Genomic DNA, 17,101 nt, shown 5'->3' with positions numbered 1-17,101 from the left:
CAACCACACCACCCGTTGATCAGTATTGCAAAAATGGGGGTGACCATAGATTTTTATGCGCGGGATTCCACTTCAGTCGTTGAAGTCTTCCCAGCCGCCCATCTGTTTCCAGCGGTTGACGATGCCGCAGAACAGCTCGGCGGTCTTTTCGGTGTCATAGCGCGCCGAGTGGGCTTCGCGACCGTCAAAGTCGATACCGGCGGCCTGGCAGGCTTTGGCCAATACGGTCTGGCCATAAGCCAGGCCGGCGAGCGTAGCGGTGTCGAAGCTGGAGAACGGGTGGAACGGGTTGCGCTTCATGTCCAGCCGCGCCACGGCGGCATTCAGGAAGCCCAGGTCGAAGCTGCTGTTGTGCCCCACCAGGATCGCGCGTTTGCAGCCATTGGCCTTCAACGCCTTGCGCACGCCACGGAAGATATCGGTCAGTGCTGCTTCTTCACTCACCGCCATGCGCAGTGGGTGATCGAGCTTGATCCCGGTGAATTCCAGGGCCGCGGCTTCGATATTGGCGCCTTCGAACGGCTCGACGCGGAAGAAGTGGGTGTGTTCCGCGAACACAAAGCCCTGTTCGTCCATGCCGATGGTGGTCGCGGCAATTTCCAGCAGCGCGTCGGTGGCGCAGTTGAAGCCACCGGTTTCTACGTCGATGACGACCGGCAGATAGCCGCGAAACCGCTCGGCCATCGGGTGACGGGAACCGCCACCGCTGTGCTCGTGTTCGTCATCGTAATGGTCTTCACTCACTTGCTTTCCTCCAGCAGGCGCCAGCGCAGTGTTTCACCGGCGCGCAGCGGGATAACAGTCAGCTCGCCAAACGGCAGGCTGACGGGGGCAGTCCAGTCTTCACGGACCAGGGTGACGCGGTCGGTATTCGCCGGCAGCCCGTAGAAACGCGGGCCGTTGAGGCTGGCGAAGCCTTCGAGTTTGTCCAGGGCGTTGCGTTGGTCGAACGCTTCGGCGTACAGCTCGATCGCCGCATAGGCGGTGTAGCAACCGGCACAACCGCAGGCCGCTTCCTTGGCATGCTGGGCATGGGGCGCCGAGTCGGTGCCGAGGAAGAACTTCGGGTTGCCGCTGGTCGCAGCGTCCAGCAGGGCCACCTGATGGGTGTTGCGCTTGAGAATCGGCAGGCAATAGAAGTGCGGCCGAATCCCGCCCACCAGCATGTGGTTGCGGTTGTAGAGCAGGTGATGGGCGGTGATGGTCGCGCCAACGTTGGCCGAGGCCTCGGTGACGAACTGCACCGCATCGGCCGTGGTGATGTGTTCGAACACCACCTTGAGGGTCGGAAACAGCTCGACCACCCGGCGCATATGCTCGTCGATGAAGATCTTCTCGCGATCGAACACGTCGACATCGCCGCGGGTGACTTCACCGTGGATCAACAGCGGCATGCCGACTTCGGCCATCGCTTCGATCGCCGGCAGGATCTTGTCGATGCTGGTCACGCCGGAGTCGGAGTTGGTGGTTGCGCCCGCCGGATACAGCTTGGCGGCGTGTACGAAACCGCTGGCCTTGGCCTCGCGGATTTCGTCGGGCTGGGTGCGGTCGGTCAGGTAGAGCACCATCAACGGTTCGAAGCGGCTGCCGGCCGGCCGTACAGCGAGGATGCGCTGGCGATAGGCGTCGGCCTGCGCGGCATTACGCACCGGAGGTACCAGGTTAGGCATGATGATGGCGCGGCCAAACGTGCGCGCAACATCGGCCACGGTGTGGGGCAACGCAGCACCATCGCGAAGATGAATATGCCAGTCGTCGGGACGCAGCAGGGTCAGGCGGTCGGACATTGGGGATTCCAGGCGGGTCAATCTGGTGGGAATGCTACCGGAAAAGACTCTTGCAGGCACTCGCTATCAAGTTTTGCCGGATGCATCCGATAGCCTTTGGTATGCCTTAACGATGTATGACGCTTTGAAGTGTTGTAGAAACCAGTGGAGCCTCCCGTGCGCCAGCATTATCTAGCCCTGCTCAGTGTGTTCGCCAGCCTGCCTGCGATGGCCCTCACGTTCCAGACACGTCTGGAGAATATTGAGTGGAAGGTGGAGGGCGACAAATTCGAGTGCCGCTTGACCCAGCCGATCACCGATTTCGGCTCGGGTGAGTTCGTGCGCCGGGCCGGCGAGCAGGCGACATTCCGTCTGAAAGCCTTTAACGGCTTGCTCGGCGCAGGATCGGCGACCCTGCTGGCGGCGGCTGCGCCATGGCAACCGGGCCGCGGCGATATCAACCTCGGCGCCGTGCGTGCCGGCAGTGGCGATGTCTTGTTCAACAGTTCCCAGGCCCAGGCCGGGCGCCTGTTCAATGGCCTGCTCGAGGGACGCAGCCCGACCGTGCGGCATTACGGGCGTGAAGGCGGCTATTCGGAAATTCGTCTGTTGCCGGTGAAATTCAACAAAGCCTACAACGACTATCAACTGTGTACCGCCAAGCTGCTGCCGATGAATTACGATCAGGTCAAGCAAACCGAAGTCGGCTTCCCCGGTGGCGGTATCGAGCTGGACGCAGCGGCCAAGCGCAAGCTGGCGGTGATCGTCGAATTCATGAAGGCCGATCCGACGGTCAACCATATCGAATTGAACGGTCACTCCGACAACAGCGGCAATCGCCTGACCAATCGCGATGTCTCGCGCCGTCGCGCATTGGCGGTGATGGAGTACTTCAAGGCCAACGGCGTGCCGGAATCGCAGATCACCATGCGTTTCCACGGCGAAAGCTACCCCTTGGCGCCCAATACCAATGCCGCCAACCGCGCGCGCAATCGGCGCGTCAATATCCAGCTCGAACGCGTGGCTGCCCCCGAGAAACCGGCGGTGCAAGCCAAGGGCCCGAGCAACCCCGCCGCTACGTCATAAGGTGCGACCATTGGTCGCCCGCTCGACATAATCTGTCGCTTTATCTTCATTTGCTGTCGCGCCCCTGTAATTTCGCGGTTTTGATCGGTAGAATCGTTGCCTTTCCGTAAAACCCCGTGGAGTGATGGCATGGCCGACGTAAACAAGGTCGTTCTCGCGTATTCCGGCGGCCTGGACACTTCGGTGATCCTCAAGTGGCTGCAGGATACTTATAACTGTGAAGTGGTGACCTTCACCGCTGACCTGGGTCAGGGCGAAGAGGTCGAACCTGCACGCGCCAAGGCGCAAGCCATGGGCGTCAAAGAGATCTACATTGACGACCTGCGCGAAGAGTTCGTCCGCGATTTCGTTTTCCCGATGTTTCGCGCCAACACCGTCTACGAAGGCGAGTACCTGCTGGGTACCTCCATCGCACGTCCGCTGATCGCCAAGCGCCTGATCGAAATCGCCAATGAAACCGGCGCTGACGCCATTTCCCATGGCGCCACCGGCAAAGGCAACGACCAGGTGCGTTTCGAACTGGGCGCCTATGCCCTCAAGCCGGGCGTGAAAGTGATTGCCCCTTGGCGTGAATGGGACTTGCTGTCCCGTGAAAAGCTGATGGATTACGCTGAAAAGCATGGCATCCCGATCGAGCGTCACGGCAAGAAGAAGTCCCCGTACTCAATGGACGCCAACCTGCTGCACATCTCCTATGAAGGCGGCGTGCTGGAAGACACCTGGACTGAGCATGAAGAAGACATGTGGCGTTGGACCGTCTCCCCGGAGAACGCTCCCGACAAGCCGCAGTACCTGGAACTGACCTACCGCAACGGCGACATCGTCGCGCTGGACGGCGTCGAGATGACCCCGGCCACCGTACTGGCGACCCTGAACCGTATCGGCGGCGAACACGGTATCGGCCGTCTCGACATCGTCGAGAACCGTTACGTGGGCATGAAGTCCCGTGGCTGCTACGAAACCCCAGGCGGCACCATCATGCTGCGCGCCCACCGCGCGATCGAGTCGATCACCCTGGACCGCGAAGTGGCTCACCTCAAAGACGAGCTGATGCCCAAGTACGCCAGCCTGATCTACACCGGCTACTGGTGGAGCCCTGAGCGTCTGATGCTGCAACAGATGATCGACGCTTCCCAGGCTCACGTGAACGGCGTTGTGCGCCTGAAGCTGTACAAGGGCAACGTGATCGTCACCGGTCGCAAGTCCGATGAGTCGCTGTTCGACGCCAACATCGCCACCTTCGAAGAAGATGGCGGCGCCTACAACCAGGCGGACGCAGCAGGCTTCATCAAGTTGAATGCACTGCGCATGCGTATTGCGGCCAACAAGGGTCGCAAGTTGTTCTGAGTGTTCCCGTCGAAATGAAAAGTGGCCCCTTGTTCAGGGGCCATTTTTTTTGCCTGTAAAAAAGGCGCGGCGATCCTGATGTTTAAAGTTGTTTAGGTTTGTTTAAAGTCTATCGAGGTTCGTCGTTTCAGAAAGTTTGATGCCTGGCCCGCCGAGGAATGAATTATTTACACCTGAGTAGGAACTATGTCTTACAGAAAATTCACTCACCAAAGTGCGGCGTAGATGTAAGTCGCGGAAAGTTCTGTAGGAAATTTATGGTGTAAATAAATATGTTGAATGGAACTGAAATCATCAGGCTTTTTTTACCTGTCGGCCCATGCGGTCGCGACATGCAAGGGGCATTTCCTGAAACGGGTGTGCGCTGCGTTTACGGGTGCCCCCCTATTCACCGGATATTTCTCTCAAAATATGTGCGAGCCCGGAAAGGTCTGAAAGGCTCCATAAAACTCGAAACATCTGAGTTGGTGTTTTTTTGTAGGTTAATTCCTATCTCGTTGTGGGTTGGGTCTCTGCTTGCTGTTGCTTGGGGTGGAACGCTATGCCAACTAGGAAACGACTAGGCTATTGTGCTTGCTCTGAATAATTCGAACAGCGAAATTGGACTTTCTCATGAATAAAGTGCTGATCGTGGATGATCATCCCGTCATTCGTCTTGCTGTGCGCATGCTAATGGAGCGTCATGGTTATGAGGTCGTTGCCGAGACCGATAACGGTGTCGATGCGTTGCAACTTGCACGGGAACATATGCCGGACATTGTCATACTGGATATTGGAATTCCCAAACTCGATGGCCTGGAAGTTATCTGCCGGCTGTCGTCCACCAAACAGGCCACACCGTTCAAGGTGCTGGTCCTGACTTCCCAGGCGCCGGGTCATTTCTCCATGCGCTGCATGCAGGCGGGGGCGGCCGGGTACGTGTGCAAGCAGCAGGACCTGACGGAATTGCTGAGTGCCATCAAGGCGGTGCTGTCCGGCTACAGCTACTTTCCCAACCAGGCGCTGAATTCGGTGCGTTCCACCATGGGCAATGCCAGCGAGGCCGACATGGTCGAGCGCCTTTCGGGACGCGAGATGATGGTGTTGCAGCAACTGGCGCGCGGCAAAACCAACAAGGAGATCGCTGACGGTATGTTCCTCAGCAACAAAACCGTCAGCACCTATAAGACACGCTTGCTGCTCAAGCTCAATGCCCGCTCACTGGTCGATCTTATCGAGTTGGCTCAACGCAATGGCCTGGTCTAGAGGAGGGCGCCACCCCATGGCTGGATAGCCAGGCGAATCGGCAGAAAAAAGCCTCCGTGAGGGAGGCTTCCGGCCGTTCTCGGCTGATCAGAGGTCGAAATCGTAATCGGCCAGCTGTTTTTGCAAGCGTCGCTCTTCCAGAAGGTTGTCGATGGTGCGGCGTTTGCTTAGATTGGTCTTGGCCACCTCTACAGGTGCTTCCTGCCCATCGTCATCCGACTCGACAAGGTCATCGTCCACTTCCAGTTGTTCTTTGCCAGTGCTCATAACGTTAACTCCGGGCTAAGACTGCCGTTGGCGCTCCTTATAACGATATTCCATGAGCGGGTAAAAAAGATTTTTTCAATCGATAGATCGAAAAAACCTATGATCCCTCAATCGTCCGACGTCTTGTCCTTGTATTCGCACAGGTCTTCGATGCGACAGCTGCCGCAGCGCGGCTTGCGGGCCTGGCAAACGTAGCGCCCGTGAAGGATCAGCCAGTGGTGCGAATCGAGCAGATACGGCTTGGGGACAAACTTCATCAGTTGTTTTTCCACTTCCACCACATTCTTGCCGCGGGCAATGCCGGTGCGGTTGCTCACCCGGAAAATGTGAGTGTCCACGGCCATGGTCAGTTGCCGGAACGCCGTATTGAGCACAACGTTTGCCGTTTTGCGGCCCACGCCTGGCAAAGCCTCCAGCGCTTCGCGGGTTTGCGGCACTTCGCCGCCATGCCGCTCCACCAGCAGGCGGCAGGTCTCGATGACATTTTTCGCCTTGCTGTTGTACAAGCCGATGGTCTTGATGTATTCGGATAAACCTTCCACGCCCAAGGCATGGATCGCTGCCGGCGTGTTCGCCACGGGATACAGTTTGGCCGTGGCCTTGTTGACGCCGACGTCTGTGGATTGGGCCGAGAGAATCACCGCAATCAGCAACTCAAACGGCGTGGAGTAGGCCAGTTCGGTTTTGGGTTCCGGATTGTCTTCGTGGAGCCTGCGGAAAATTTCCAGGCGTTTTGCGGCGTTCATGGGGCAGGCGATTCCTTGCTGGCGGTCAGCGTGATTGTGAAAAATGGGCCCAGGCTTGCAACCCAGCGAGCAATAACCCGAGCAGGATAAACCCGGCCGGCATCAATGTGGTGGCGGCACTGGCGCGTAACAACCCCATGACGAGCATGAGCGCGGCGAACAGGCCGACCAACCGTAGCTGCGCCTTGCGCTGGCCCGCCTCAAAGAAACCATGGTGTTCCAGGACAACGCATTGCACGCTGATCAGCGCGAGGTAGATGCCCAACTGCTGATACAGCGGCAGCGCAAATGCCTGCAACAGTAGCTGCACACAACTGACCAGTGTCGCGGCGACCATCAAGCTGGCACCCAGCCGCAGGGACGCGCTCAGGCGCGAGCGCACCGCGCGCATGACCAGGCCGTAGAGCGTCACGGTCAACGCCGACAACGCCAGGAAGCTCAGGGCTTTGGGCAGGGTGTCAGTCACCCCGAGCAACGGTGCCAGCATCGCTGCATTGGCCAGGCCAACGGCTCTAGTCATGGGCGTCGGGCTCCAGCAGGGATGAGCGGTGCTCGTCGAAATAGCGCAAAGCGTCATGGGTGGCACTGATCACCGCTCGAGAGGTGAGGGTGGCACCGGCTATTTGATCGACGGTCGAGTCTTGCATGTCCGTGCGCGAACGCCCCTTGAATGAAGCCAGCCAAAGGTTGCCGGGCTGGCTGATAAGCCCGCCCAGGCTTGGGGTTTCCGATTGCGCCAGGGTCTTGATGCCCAGCAGCTTGCCGTCACGGTCAATGGCGATCAGCAGTTCGATCGGGCCGGCATAGCCGCTGGTGCTCAACCGCAGCAGCACCGCGCTGGGTTGGCCCGACAGGCTGACCCGATAGCCACCCAGCAGTTGGCTCTCCTCCAGCGGCTGCGCAGCGATCGGCAGCGGTTGCTCCAGCGGCTGATTGTCATAACGGTCGGCGGGTAGCAGGTCGAGCAGCGCCTGGCGCTTCAGGGCCAGGGCCTGGCGCGCGGCGTGATCGGCAGTCAGGTGCTGAAGGGTCAGGATCAGCGTGCCGCCGCCGATAGCGATCAGCAACGCCAGCAGTACGCCTCTGTGCGACTTCATAGGCTGACCGCCGGTTGTTTCGCGGCCACCAGGCGTTCCAGCGCCGGCACGGCCAGGTTCATCAGCAGCACCGCAAAGGCTACACCGTCCGGGTAACCGCCCCACGTGCGAATCAGATACGTCAACAGGCCCACGCCCGCCCCGAACAGCAGCCGGGCCCTGGGGCTTTTCGGGCCGGAGACCGGCTCGGTGACGATAAAAAATGCGCCGAGAAGCGTGGCGCCCGTCAGCAGATGAAACAGCGGCGAGCCGTGAGAGTCAGAGCCCGAGCCATTCCAGCACAGCAGGCTGATCACAAACAGGCTACCCAACATGCCCAAGGGCGCGTGCCAACTGAATACCCGCTGGCGCAACAGCCACAGCCCGCCGGCCAGAAACGCCAGGTTCACCCACTCGCTGCCCTTGCCGCCGACATGCCCAAATGCCGGGGTGCGCGCGAACAGTTCATCGATGGTCAGGCTTTTGTTCAGTCGCAGGGCGTCCAGTGCCGTGGCCTGGGCCCAGGCATCGGGCGCGTCGCGGTGCAGGCCGAATACCTGTTGTGCGCCGGCCAGCAGGTCCATGCCGTGGGTGGTCGGCCAGTGCGTCATGAGTTGCGGAAAGGCCACCAGCATCGACGCATACCCGACCATCGCCGGGTTGAAGGGGTTGCGCTGGCCGCCGTACAGGTGCTTGCCCAGCAGCAGCCCACTGGCCACGGCCGCCACGCACAGCCACCAGGGGCAATAGGGCGGCAGTGCCAGGGCGAGCAAGGTCGCGCTGACCAGGCTGCTCAGATCGCCGCCACGCGCCCCCCGCAGGCGCTGCACGCCCGCATCGACCAGCAGTGCGCAGCCCGTCGCCAGCAACAGATTGATCAACACGCCCCAACCGAACAGCCAGAACATTGCCAACCCACCCGGCAGTGTCGCCAGCAACACCCGTTGCAGGGCCTGTTGAGGCTCAAGCGTGGCCATGTGCATCCACCTGGCGCTGTGCTGCGTCGAGATTGGCGTGTGCCTCGGCCAGTTGCTGTGGGTCGGCGTTCCGATCCTGGGCTTTCTTCAATTCGGCGCGCCGCATTGCCAGTTGGATCTTGGCGCGCTTTAGATCGGCAGTGTTAGCGGGGGCCGGCGTTGCAGGCGCGGGGTTCACCTCCAAAGCGGCCAATGCCTGCTCCGCGGCTTCGAACTGTTGTTGCAGCACGATCAGTTGCGACTGCTGTTCAAAGGTGGGCGGATGCCCGAATGCCTTCAAGGATTTATGCAACTGCGCACGGCTCATCGCCACGTTGATCTTGGCTTTCTTGATCGCGGCGTCCTGGGCTGCCTGCGCCGCATCGATCGGCACGGCGGCCAACGGCGCGGCCCGCTTGGCGCGGGCCAGGCGTTCGGCCTGTTTGTGTTCTTCTTCCCGTTGCAGGCGCGCGTTGCGTTGCTCAAAGCGTCGCCGTGCGCGGTCTCGCTTCAAGCCGCGTGCGCGGCGCTCGTGGTCGTTGGTCGCCAGGCCGCCGACAATCGGCAGTACCGCCACTAGCGGGCGCATCTCGATGCAATCGACCGGGCAGGGCGCGACGCACAGGTCGCAGCCGGTGCATTCGTCGATGATCACGGTGTGCATCCATTTGGCCGCGCCGACAATTGCATCCACCGGGCAGGCCTGGATACATTTGGTACAGCCGATGCATTCGGCCTCACGGATGTAGGCAATCTGTGGTGGCGCTTCGCCGCGGCTGGTGTCCAGTGCCAGTACCGGCACGTTCAGCAACTGCGCGAGCGCGCCGATCGTTTCCTGCCCGCCCGGCGGGCACTTATTGATGGCTTCGCCTTGGGCGATCCCTTCGGCGTAGGGCTTGCAGCCCGGGTGCCCGCACTTGCCGCATTGGGTTTGCGGGAGCAGCGCGTCGATACGTTGAATCAGGCTCATGCTTTGATCATTGCGTTGAAACCCAGAAAAGCCACCGCCATCAGCCCGGCGCTGATCAGTTCGACCGGCAGGCCACGGAAGGGCAGCGGGATGTCGTTGTCGGCGATGCGCTGGCGCAAGTCGCTGAACAGGCTCAGCACCAGCCAGAAGCCGAGCCCGGCGCCCACGCTCAGTGCCGCCATGTGCGCCAGCCCCTCATCATCTTCAATGCCCAGCAACACCACGCCCAGTACCCCGGCGTTGCCCAGCAGCAGCGGCCATAACCCTTCCGTCGGCAGCGTCGGGCGCAGGCGCGTGAGCGCGCCGAGCACGGGGCGGATCAGCAGCGCGGTCAGCGGTAAAAACACCCACAGCCGCAGGGCAGTCAACCCCAACGGTTGCAGCGCGTAGTGATCCAGCAAATAGGCCAGCACGCCGCTCACTGCCATCAACACGGTGGTGGCAATCCCCAATGCATGCACCCGCGAGCGTGAATGCGCGGCCAATATCGGGTCGACGGCCAACGGCATCTGCAACACGAGGTTGTTGATCAGGGCGGCGCTGACAAGGGTGAGGAGCATATCGGTCATGGGCATGCCGGTTAAGCGAACAGGGCCTGATTATCCGGCAAGCGAGAAGGGGGTACTAGCTGAAAAGCCCTGTCGCCGCGACGACAGGGCTGTTTTGCAGGGCTTACTTGATGCGTTGACCCGGCTTGGCGCCGCTGTCAGGGCTCAGCAGGTAGATTTCTTCGCCGCCGGGGCCGGCCGCCATCACCATGCCTTCGGAAATACCGAACTTCATTTTCCGCGGCTTGAGGTTGGCGATCATCATGGTCAGGCGACCATTGAGCTTGGACGGGTCCGGATAAGCGCTCTTGATCCCGGAGAACACGTTGCGTTGCTCGTCGCCGATATCGAGGGTCAGGCGCAGCAGCTTGTCGGCGCCTTCCACGGCTTCGGCCTTGAGAATCAGCGCAACCCGCAGGTCGACGGCGGCAAAGGCGTCGAACTCGATCTCCGGGGACAGCGGGTCCTTGACCAGTTCACCGTTGCCAGCCGGGTTCGATTCGCCGGTGTCGGTCGGGCTGGCGACCAGGTCTTCTTTCGACGCGTCGCTCATGGCCTGGACTTTTACCGGGTCGATACGGGTCATCAATGGCTTGAACTCGTTCAATTGATGGTTGCTGAGCAAGCTGGCGTGGTCGTTCCAGGTCAGCGGCGCGACGTTGAGGAACGCCTCGGCATCCACGGCCAGCAACGGCAGCACCGGCTTGAGGAAGATCACCAACTGGCGGAACAGGTTGACGCCGGTGGCGCAGATGGCCTGGACTTCCGCCTGCTTGCCTTCCTGCTTGTTCAGCGACCACGGTGCCTTGTCGGCGATCCACGCGTTGGCGCGGTCGGCCAGGCCCATGATCTCGCGCATGGCGCGGGCAAAGTCGCGGGCTTCATAGGCGTCGGCGATGCTTGGCGCGGCGGCCAGGAACGCGTCGGTCAGTTCCGGCGCGGCATTCTCGGCCATCAGCACACCGGCGTTGCCCTTGTGGATGAAACCGGCGCAACGGCTGGCGATGTTGACGACTTTGCCGACGAGGTCCGAGTTGACCTTCTGTACGAAGTCTTCCAGGTTCAGGTCGAGGTCGTCGACGCCACGGCCCAGCTTGGACGCATAGTAGTAGCGCAGGTATTCCGGCGACAGGTGATCCAGGTAGGTGCGCGCCTTGATGAAGGTGCCACGGGACTTGGACATCTTCTGGCCGTTGACGGTCAGGTAGCCGTGTACGTTGATGCCGGTCGGCTTGCGGTAGCCCGCACCTTCGAGCATCGCCGGCCAGAACAGGGCGTGGAAGTTGACGATGTCCTTGCCGATGAAATGGTACAGCTCGGCGGTGGAGTCCTTGCCCCAGAACGCATCGAAGTCCAACTCCGGCGTGCGCTTGCACAGGTTCTTGAAGCTGGCCATGTAGCCGATCGGGGCGTCCAGCCACACGTAGAAATACTTGCCCGGCTCGCCTGGGATCTCAAAGCCGAAGTACGGCGCATCGCGGGAAATGTCCCACTGTTGCAGCCCGGCATCCAGCCATTCGGCGATCTTGTTGGCGACGGCGTCCTGCAGGGTGCCGCTGCGCGTCCAGGTTTGCAGCATCTGCTGGAAATCCGGGAGCTTGAAGAAGAAGTGCTGGGAATCCTTGAGCACCGGTGTGGCGCCGGAGATCGCTGACTTGGGGTTCTTCAGGTCGGTGGGGGCGTAGGTGGCACCGCATTTTTCGCAGTTGTCGCCGTACTGGTCCTCGGTGCCGCATTTCGGGCAGGTGCCCTTGATGAAGCGGTCGGCCAGGAACATTTTCTTTTCCGGGTCGAAATACTGCGTGATCGAGCGCGTGGCAATGTGCCCGGCGTCCTTCAACCGCAGGTAGATCTGGCTCGACAGCTCGCGGTTTTCGTCGGCGTGGGTCGAATGGAAGTTGTCGAAGTCGACCAGGAACTCGGCAAAGTCGGCGCTGTGTTCAGCCTGCACATTGGCGATCAGTTGTTCCGGGGTAATGCCTTCTTTTTCGGCGCGCAACATGATGGCCGAACCGTGGGCGTCGTCCGCGCAGACATAGATGCATTGATTGCCGCGATGCTTCTGGAAGCGCACCCACATGTCGGTCTGGATGTACTCAAGCATATGGCCAAGATGGATGGAACCATTGGCATAGGGCAGGGCGCTGGTGACGAGGATCTTGCGTGGCTCGGACATGGGGCTCGGCTACTCGATGAAACGGAGGTCGGCCACTATAAAGCGCCGGCAAATATATTTCACCCCGTGGCGCTGTTTCAGCATCTTCCCAACCTGCGAAAGCATGCCGTTAAGCCGCTGGAACGGTTAGGATAGCCGCCTGTTTCAGTCAGTCTTTTTCGGGAGTAGCCCATGAGCGCCGTTAATCGCGCAGCGGTGGAAGCCGTTCTTCGCCAGTACACCGACCCCTATTTGAACCAGGATCCGGTCAGTGCCGGTTGTGTCCGCGCCATCGAGATCCAGGGCGACCAGGTGTCGGTCCGGATGGAACTGGGCTATGCCGCCGGTCTGTTCAAGAGCGGCTGGGCGCAGATGCTGCAAATGGCCATCGAAGGCCTCGACGGCGTGCGTTCCGCCAAGGTCTACATTCAGTGCGTGATCGCGCCGCACAAGGCCCAGGCGCAGATCCCCGGCCTGGCCAATGTGAAGAATGTGGTGGCCGTGGCCTCCGGCAAGGGCGGCGTGGGCAAATCCACCACGGCGGCCAACCTGGCGCTGGCGCTGGCACGCGAAGGCGCCCGCGTGGGGATTCTCGACGCGGATATCTACGGCCCGAGCCAGGGCGTGATGTTCGGCATTGCCGAGGGCACCCGCCCGAAAATCAAGGACCAGAAGTGGTTCGTGCCCATCGAGTCGCTGGGTGTGGAAGTGATGTCCATGGCGTTCCTGACCGACGACAACACGCCGATGGTGTGGCGCGGGCCGATGGTTTCCGGCGCTTTGCTGCAACTGGTGACCCAGACCGCCTGGGGCGATTTGGACTACCTGGTGATCGACATGCCGCCAGGCACCGGTGACATCCAGCTGACCCTGGCGCAAAAAGTCCCGGTGGCCGGTGCGGTGATCGTGACCACGCCGCAGGACCTGGCGTTGCTGGACGCGAAGAAAGGCGTGGAAATGTTCCGCAAGGTCAACATCCCGGTGCTGGGCGTCGTGGAAAACATGGCGGTTCACATCTGCTCCAACTGTGGCCATGCCGAGCACCTGTTCGGTGAGGGGGGCGGCGAGAAGTTGGCGACCCAGTACGGCGTCGAACTGCTGGCCTCGCTGCCGCTGGCGATGGTGATTCGCGAACAGGCCGATGGTGGCAAACCGACAGTGGCGGCCGAGCCTGATGGCCAGATCGCCATGGTTTATCAGGAACTGGCGCGTCACGTGGGCGCGCGGATTGTCCTGCAAGAAGCGGCTTCACCGGCCATGCCGACGATTACAGTCAGCGACGACTGAGTCATTCGTAGGAAACAAGCCCCGCTATTGTCGGGGCTTTTTCTTGTCCGCCGAACGGCCAGGTATCGCTTGCCAGGCTCTTACGCAGTTGCTCGTGTAAGCATTTGCTTACTCTCGCGTAAGTGTTTGGTTTTTTTTGCGCTTCCGGACGTCTCAAATTGTCTGGCCATATTTCTAATCAATTGAAATATAACAATTATTTATTGGCTCGCGAGAGCGAAAGCTCGGCAGGCGACGGGTTGGGTTGCGTTGTACTTCCCTGGGAACTGGTTACTATCAGTCCTGTGTCCACGGATTGACACAGCCATCAAGGAACGATGGTTTGAAGGAACGTCGCAGGATGCGATTCATCAGGATGATGAAAAAGGAATACAGGGACTAGGGAAAAAATGTGGGCGGGTCATACCGCCCCTTTTTTCGCCTGCAGAAAAGTGAAATGCCTGCCCCTGAACGCAAAAAAGGCCCGCAAAAGGCCTTTTTTGTTGGGCTGCGGCGCTGTCAGCGCTCGAGATCTTTGATCTTGCCTTTTACGCCATCCCACTCTTCGGCATCCGGCAGCGACTCTTTCTTCTCCGTGATGTTCGGCCAGATTTCCGCCAGTTCGACGTTCAACTGGATAAATTCCTGCATATCTTCCGGGACCTCGTCCTCGGAGAAAATAGCGACGGCCGGGCATTCAGGTTCACACAGGGCGCAGTCAATGCACTCATCCGGGTGGATCACCAGGAAATTCGGGCCTTCGTAGAAGCAGTCCACCGGACAGACTTCTACGCAGTCGGTGTATTTGCACTTGATGCAGTTGTCGGTGACGACGAAGGTCATTTCTAATTTTCTCCTCAGGCGGCGGCAGCGAAACCCCTTATGGTGGGGCCCGCGAGGTTTGAGAGCGATAATCTGCGAGCCAGGCTAAAAGCCCGCAGCATCCCAAACCGCGCGAGATAATATCAGCTTGCAAGCGTCTGCGTTAGATCTGTGTCTTCAGTGTATAGAGCATTTCCAGCGCTTTTCGCGGTGTCAAGTCGTCCAGGTCAAGTTTTGCCAATTCATCCAGCACCGGATGGGGCAGGCTGGCGAACATATCGCTCTGGTGTGGCGCGTTGGATTTGCTGTTGCTCTTCTTCGGGCTGGCGACCACGGTGTCGTGGGGCAGGGCGGTGGCTTCCAGGCGGCTGAGGTGCTCGCGGGCGCGGGTGATCACGTCGTTCGGCACACCGGCCAACTGCGCCACGGCCAGGCCGTAACTCTGGCTGGCCGGCCCTGGCAGCACATGGTGCAGGAACACGATACGTTCGTTGTGCTCGGTGGCATTGAGATGCACGTTGGCCACCAGCGGCTCGCTTTCCGGCAGCACGGTCAGTTCGAAGTAGTGGGTGGCGAACAGCGTATAGGCGCGCAGGTGCGCCAGGCGCTCGGCCGCCGCCCAGGCCAGGGACAGGCCGTCGAACGTGCTGGTGCCGCGACCGACTTCGTCCATCAGCACCAGGCTGCGCTCGGTGGCGTTGTGCAGGATGTTCGCGGTTTCGCTCATCTCCACCATAAAGGTCGAGCGGCCGCCGGCGAGGTCATCGCTGGAACCGATCCGCGTGAAGATGCGGTCCACCAGGGACAGCTCGCAACTGGCCGCTGGCACAAAGCTGCCGATATGCGCGAGCAACACGATCAATGCGGTCTGGCGCATGTAGGTGGATTTACCGCCCATATTCGGACCGGTGATCACCAGCATGCGGGTTTCGTCATCCAGCGACAGATCGTTAGCGACAAACGGCGTGGTCAATACCTGCTCCACCACCGGGTGGCGGCCCTGCACGATACGCATGCAGGGTTCGCTGACAAACCGCGGGCAGTTCAAGTCAAGGTTCAGCGCACGCTCGGCCAGGTTGCTCAGCACATCCAGTTCGGCCAGGGCGGCGGCGGTGTCTTGCAGTGGCGCGAGGCGGCTGATCAAGTCTTCGAGCAATGCTTCATACAGCATCTTTTCCCGCGCCAAGGCACGGCTCTTGGCCGACAGCGCTTTATCTTCGAACGCTTTCAGCTCGGGGGTGATGAAGCGTTCGGCACCTTTAAGGGTTTGACGACGTTGATAGTCGATGGGCGCCTGCTCGGCCTGCTTGCTCGGCAACTCGATGAAGTAGCCATGCACACGGTTGTAGCCGACCTTCAGGTTGGCCAGGCCGGTGCGGGCTTTTTCGCGGGCTTCCAGGTCGATCAGGAACTGCCCGGCGTTTTCGCTCAGGGACTGCAGTTCATCCAGTTCGCTGTCGTAACCGGTCTTGAGTACGCCGCCGTCACGGATGATCGCCGGCGGGTTGTCGATAATGGCTTTTTCCAGCAGGGCCGCGAGGTCCGGGTAGGTGCCGGTGGTGACGGCCAGCTGTTGCAGGTGCGGCGTGTCCAGTTCGGTCATCGCCGCTTGCAACTGCGGCAGGGCGCCGAGGGCATCGCGCAGGCGCGCCAGGTCACGGGGGCGCGCGTTGCGCAGGCCGATCCGCGCGAGGATGCGCTCGATATCACCGATTTCTTTCAACTGCGGCTGCAGCTTTTCGAAGCGATAGCCGTCGAGCAGGCAGGTAATCGACGTCTGCCGCGCTTGCAGCACCGTCAGGTCGCGCAGCGGACGGTTCAGCCAGCGCGTCAGCAAGCGGCTGCCCATGGCGGTCTGGCAACGGTCGACCACCGATTGCAGCGTGTTGTCGCGCCCGCCCGCCAGGTTGGTGTCCAGCTCCAGGTTGCGACGGCTGGCGCCGTCGAGCACCACGGTATCGTCCAGGCGCTCATGGCGCAGGCTGCGCAAGTGCGGCAGAGCGGTGCGCTGGGTTTCCTTGGCGTAGCTGAGCAGGCAACCAGCGGCGCCGATGGCCAGGGTCAGGGTTTCGCAACCGAAGCCCTTGAGGTCCTGCACGGCGAACTGCTGGCACAGACTTTTCAGCGCCGAATCACGCTCGAAATCCCACGGCGCGCGACGCTTGGTCCCACGACGACGTTCCGCCGGCAGGTCCTTTGGCCAATCATCCGGGATCATCAGCTCCACCGGATTGATACGCTCCAGTTCCGCCAGCAGGTTCTCCCAGCCTTTGGTCTCCATCACGCTGAAGTTGCCGCTGGTGATATCCAGCACCGCCAGGCCGAACAAGCGCTCGTCGCCGAGCACTGCAGCGATCAGGTTATCGCGACGCTCATCAAGCAGCGCCTCATCACTCACCGTCCCCGGCGTAATAATACGCACCACCTGACGCTCAACCGGCCCTTTGCTGGTGGCCGGGTCGCCGATCTGCTCGCAGATCACCACCGACTCGCCCAGCTTCACCAGCTTGACGAGGTAGCCTTCCAACGAATGGTAAGGAATCCCACACATCGGAATCGACTGCCCCGCCGACTGCCCACGCGCGGTCAGGGTGATGTCCAGCAACTTGGCGGCTTTCTTCGCGTCTTCGTAGAAGATCTCGTAGAAATCGCCCATGCGATAGAACATCAACTGATCAGGGTGCTGGTTTTTCAGGCGCCAGTACTGCTGCATCATTGGGGTGTGGGAGGACAGATCGGAAGTGGTTTTACTCATCAGATAATTAGCGAATTCGTTAAAAGGAGTGGCAAAGGGGGCGCTTGGCCCGGCTGATTTTGCGATGGCGGCAAGGTTAACACGCGAGGTCGACCC

The 17,101-nt window shown here is 60.7% G+C and carries 15 protein-coding genes and 1 pseudogene; 4 read left to right on the top strand and 12 right to left on the bottom strand.

What is annotated here, in order from left to right; translation table 11 throughout:
* Positions 1–72 precede the first annotated feature (72 nt).
* Positions 73–744, bottom strand: a complete 672-nt coding sequence (rnt, locus tag NR164_RS26545; protein ID WP_017844623.1) for a ribonuclease T — start codon at positions 742–744, stop codon at positions 73–75.
* Positions 741–1,787 (bottom strand): dihydroorotase, encoded by a 1,047-nt coding sequence (pyrC, locus tag NR164_RS26540; protein ID WP_256823490.1) that lies wholly within the window; start codon positions 1,785–1,787, stop codon positions 741–743. Before pyrC ends, rnt begins: the two co-directional genes overlap by 4 nt.
* 156 nt (positions 1,788–1,943) lie before the next feature.
* Here pyrC and NR164_RS26535 point away from each other — a divergent pair, with 156 nt between their 5' ends.
* The 3 genes from NR164_RS26535 to NR164_RS26525 all read left to right on the top strand — a co-directional run bounded on the left by NR164_RS26535 (position 1,944) and on the right by NR164_RS26525 (position 5,444).
* Positions 1,944–2,852, top strand: a complete 909-nt coding sequence (locus NR164_RS26535) for an OmpA family protein (protein WP_256823489.1) — start codon at positions 1,944–1,946, stop codon at positions 2,850–2,852.
* A 129-nt stretch (positions 2,853–2,981) separates the two neighbouring features.
* The gene (locus NR164_RS26530; RefSeq protein ID WP_017844626.1) at positions 2,982–4,199 is read left to right on the top strand and encodes an argininosuccinate synthase; all 1,218 of its coding nucleotides are present in this window, start codon (positions 2,982–2,984) and stop codon (positions 4,197–4,199) included.
* 612 nt (positions 4,200–4,811) lie between these two features.
* Complete coding sequence (locus NR164_RS26525) at positions 4,812–5,444, top strand: response regulator transcription factor (protein WP_017844627.1); 633 nt, start codon at positions 4,812–4,814, stop codon at positions 5,442–5,444.
* 87 nt (positions 5,445–5,531) lie between these two features.
* On the opposite strand, the gene NR164_RS26520 is transcribed toward NR164_RS26525, so the two are convergent.
* The 8 genes and pseudogenes from NR164_RS26520 to metG all read right to left on the bottom strand — a co-directional run bounded on the left by NR164_RS26520 (position 5,532) and on the right by metG (position 12,183).
* Entirely contained in the window at positions 5,532–5,711 is a 180-nt protein-coding gene (locus NR164_RS26520; protein ID WP_017844628.1) for a PA3496 family putative envelope integrity protein, read from the bottom strand.
* A gap of 107 nt (positions 5,712–5,818) precedes the next feature.
* Complete coding sequence (gene nth, locus NR164_RS26515; protein WP_046384541.1) at positions 5,819–6,457, bottom strand: endonuclease III; 639 nt, start codon at positions 6,455–6,457, stop codon at positions 5,819–5,821.
* Between the two features lie 25 nt (positions 6,458–6,482).
* A complete protein-coding gene (locus NR164_RS26510; protein WP_046384540.1) occupies positions 6,483–6,977 on the bottom strand; it encodes an Rnf-Nqr domain containing protein in 495 nt (164 codons plus the stop codon).
* Positions 6,970–7,554 (bottom strand): RnfABCDGE type electron transport complex subunit G, encoded by a 585-nt coding sequence (locus tag NR164_RS26505; protein WP_256823488.1) that lies wholly within the window; start codon positions 7,552–7,554, stop codon positions 6,970–6,972. The genes NR164_RS26510 and NR164_RS26505 overlap by 8 nt, the downstream gene beginning before the upstream one ends.
* Complete coding sequence (locus NR164_RS26500; protein WP_079442953.1) at positions 7,551–8,510, bottom strand: RnfABCDGE type electron transport complex subunit D; 960 nt, start codon at positions 8,508–8,510, stop codon at positions 7,551–7,553. The genes NR164_RS26505 and NR164_RS26500 overlap by 4 nt, the downstream gene beginning before the upstream one ends.
* A gap of 556 nt (positions 8,511–9,066) precedes the next feature.
* Positions 9,067–9,438 (bottom strand): annotated as a pseudogene (gene rsxB / locus NR164_RS30645) (electron transport complex subunit RsxB); the annotation flags it as partial.
* Between the two features lie 17 nt (positions 9,439–9,455).
* The gene (locus tag NR164_RS26490; protein ID WP_017844634.1) at positions 9,456–10,028 is read right to left on the bottom strand and encodes an Rnf-Nqr domain containing protein; all 573 of its coding nucleotides are present in this window, start codon (positions 10,026–10,028) and stop codon (positions 9,456–9,458) included.
* Positions 10,029–10,131: 103 nt separating this feature from the next.
* Entirely contained in the window at positions 10,132–12,183 is a 2,052-nt protein-coding gene (gene metG, locus NR164_RS26485; protein ID WP_256823487.1) for a methionine--tRNA ligase, read from the bottom strand.
* Between the two features lie 171 nt (positions 12,184–12,354).
* On the opposite strand from metG, the gene apbC reads away from it, so the two are divergent.
* On the top strand, positions 12,355–13,449 hold the full coding sequence (gene apbC / locus NR164_RS26480; protein WP_256823486.1) for an iron-sulfur cluster carrier protein ApbC: 1,095 nt from the start codon (positions 12,355–12,357) through the stop codon (positions 13,447–13,449).
* 498 nt (positions 13,450–13,947) lie between these two features.
* Here apbC and fdxA read toward each other — a convergent pair whose 3' ends face one another.
* Both fdxA and mutS read right to left on the bottom strand, forming a co-directional pair.
* A complete protein-coding gene (fdxA, locus tag NR164_RS26475) occupies positions 13,948–14,271 on the bottom strand; it encodes a ferredoxin FdxA (RefSeq protein WP_003222178.1) in 324 nt (107 codons plus the stop codon).
* A gap of 142 nt (positions 14,272–14,413) precedes the next feature.
* Positions 14,414–17,005 (bottom strand): DNA mismatch repair protein MutS, encoded by a 2,592-nt coding sequence (gene mutS / locus NR164_RS26470; RefSeq protein WP_026139756.1) that lies wholly within the window; start codon positions 17,003–17,005, stop codon positions 14,414–14,416.
* Positions 17,006–17,101 lie beyond the last annotated feature (96 nt).

The sequence above is a fragment of the Pseudomonas sp. Pse79 genome (assembly GCF_024519615.1).
Taxonomy (GTDB): domain Bacteria; phylum Pseudomonadota; class Gammaproteobacteria; order Pseudomonadales; family Pseudomonadaceae; genus Aquipseudomonas; species Aquipseudomonas veronii.
Note: the sequence above shows the minus strand (reverse complement) of the source record. Positions and strands in the feature narration are given on the sequence as shown.

Bases quoted from the DNA above. Each gene is read 5' to 3' on its own strand.
- apbC (WP_256823486.1), top strand. From the start codon at position 12,355: ATGAGCGCCGTTAATCGCGCAGCGGTGGAAGCCGTTCTTCGCCAGTAC.
- fdxA (WP_003222178.1), bottom strand. From the start codon at position 14,271: ATGACCTTCGTCGTCACCGACAACTGCATCAAGTGCAAATACACCGAC.
- pyrC (WP_256823490.1), bottom strand. From the start codon at position 1,787: ATGTCCGACCGCCTGACCCTGCTGCGTCCCGACGACTGGCATATTCAT.
- NR164_RS26520 (WP_017844628.1), bottom strand. From the start codon at position 5,711: ATGAGCACTGGCAAAGAACAACTGGAAGTGGACGATGACCTTGTCGAG.
- NR164_RS26530 (WP_017844626.1), top strand. From the start codon at position 2,982: ATGGCCGACGTAAACAAGGTCGTTCTCGCGTATTCCGGCGGCCTGGAC.
- NR164_RS26510 (WP_046384540.1), bottom strand. From the start codon at position 6,977: ATGACTAGAGCCGTTGGCCTGGCCAATGCAGCGATGCTGGCACCGTTG.
- NR164_RS26500 (WP_079442953.1), bottom strand. From the start codon at position 8,510: ATGGCCACGCTTGAGCCTCAACAGGCCCTGCAACGGGTGTTGCTGGCG.
- metG (WP_256823487.1), bottom strand. From the start codon at position 12,183: ATGTCCGAGCCACGCAAGATCCTCGTCACCAGCGCCCTGCCCTATGCC.
- NR164_RS26490 (WP_017844634.1), bottom strand. From the start codon at position 10,028: ATGACCGATATGCTCCTCACCCTTGTCAGCGCCGCCCTGATCAACAAC.
- nth (WP_046384541.1), bottom strand. From the start codon at position 6,457: ATGAACGCCGCAAAACGCCTGGAAATTTTCCGCAGGCTCCACGAAGAC.
- mutS (WP_026139756.1), bottom strand. From the start codon at position 17,005: ATGAGTAAAACCACTTCCGATCTGTCCTCCCACACCCCAATGATGCAG.
- NR164_RS26525 (WP_017844627.1), top strand. From the start codon at position 4,812: ATGAATAAAGTGCTGATCGTGGATGATCATCCCGTCATTCGTCTTGCT.
- NR164_RS26505 (WP_256823488.1), bottom strand. From the start codon at position 7,554: ATGAAGTCGCACAGAGGCGTACTGCTGGCGTTGCTGATCGCTATCGGC.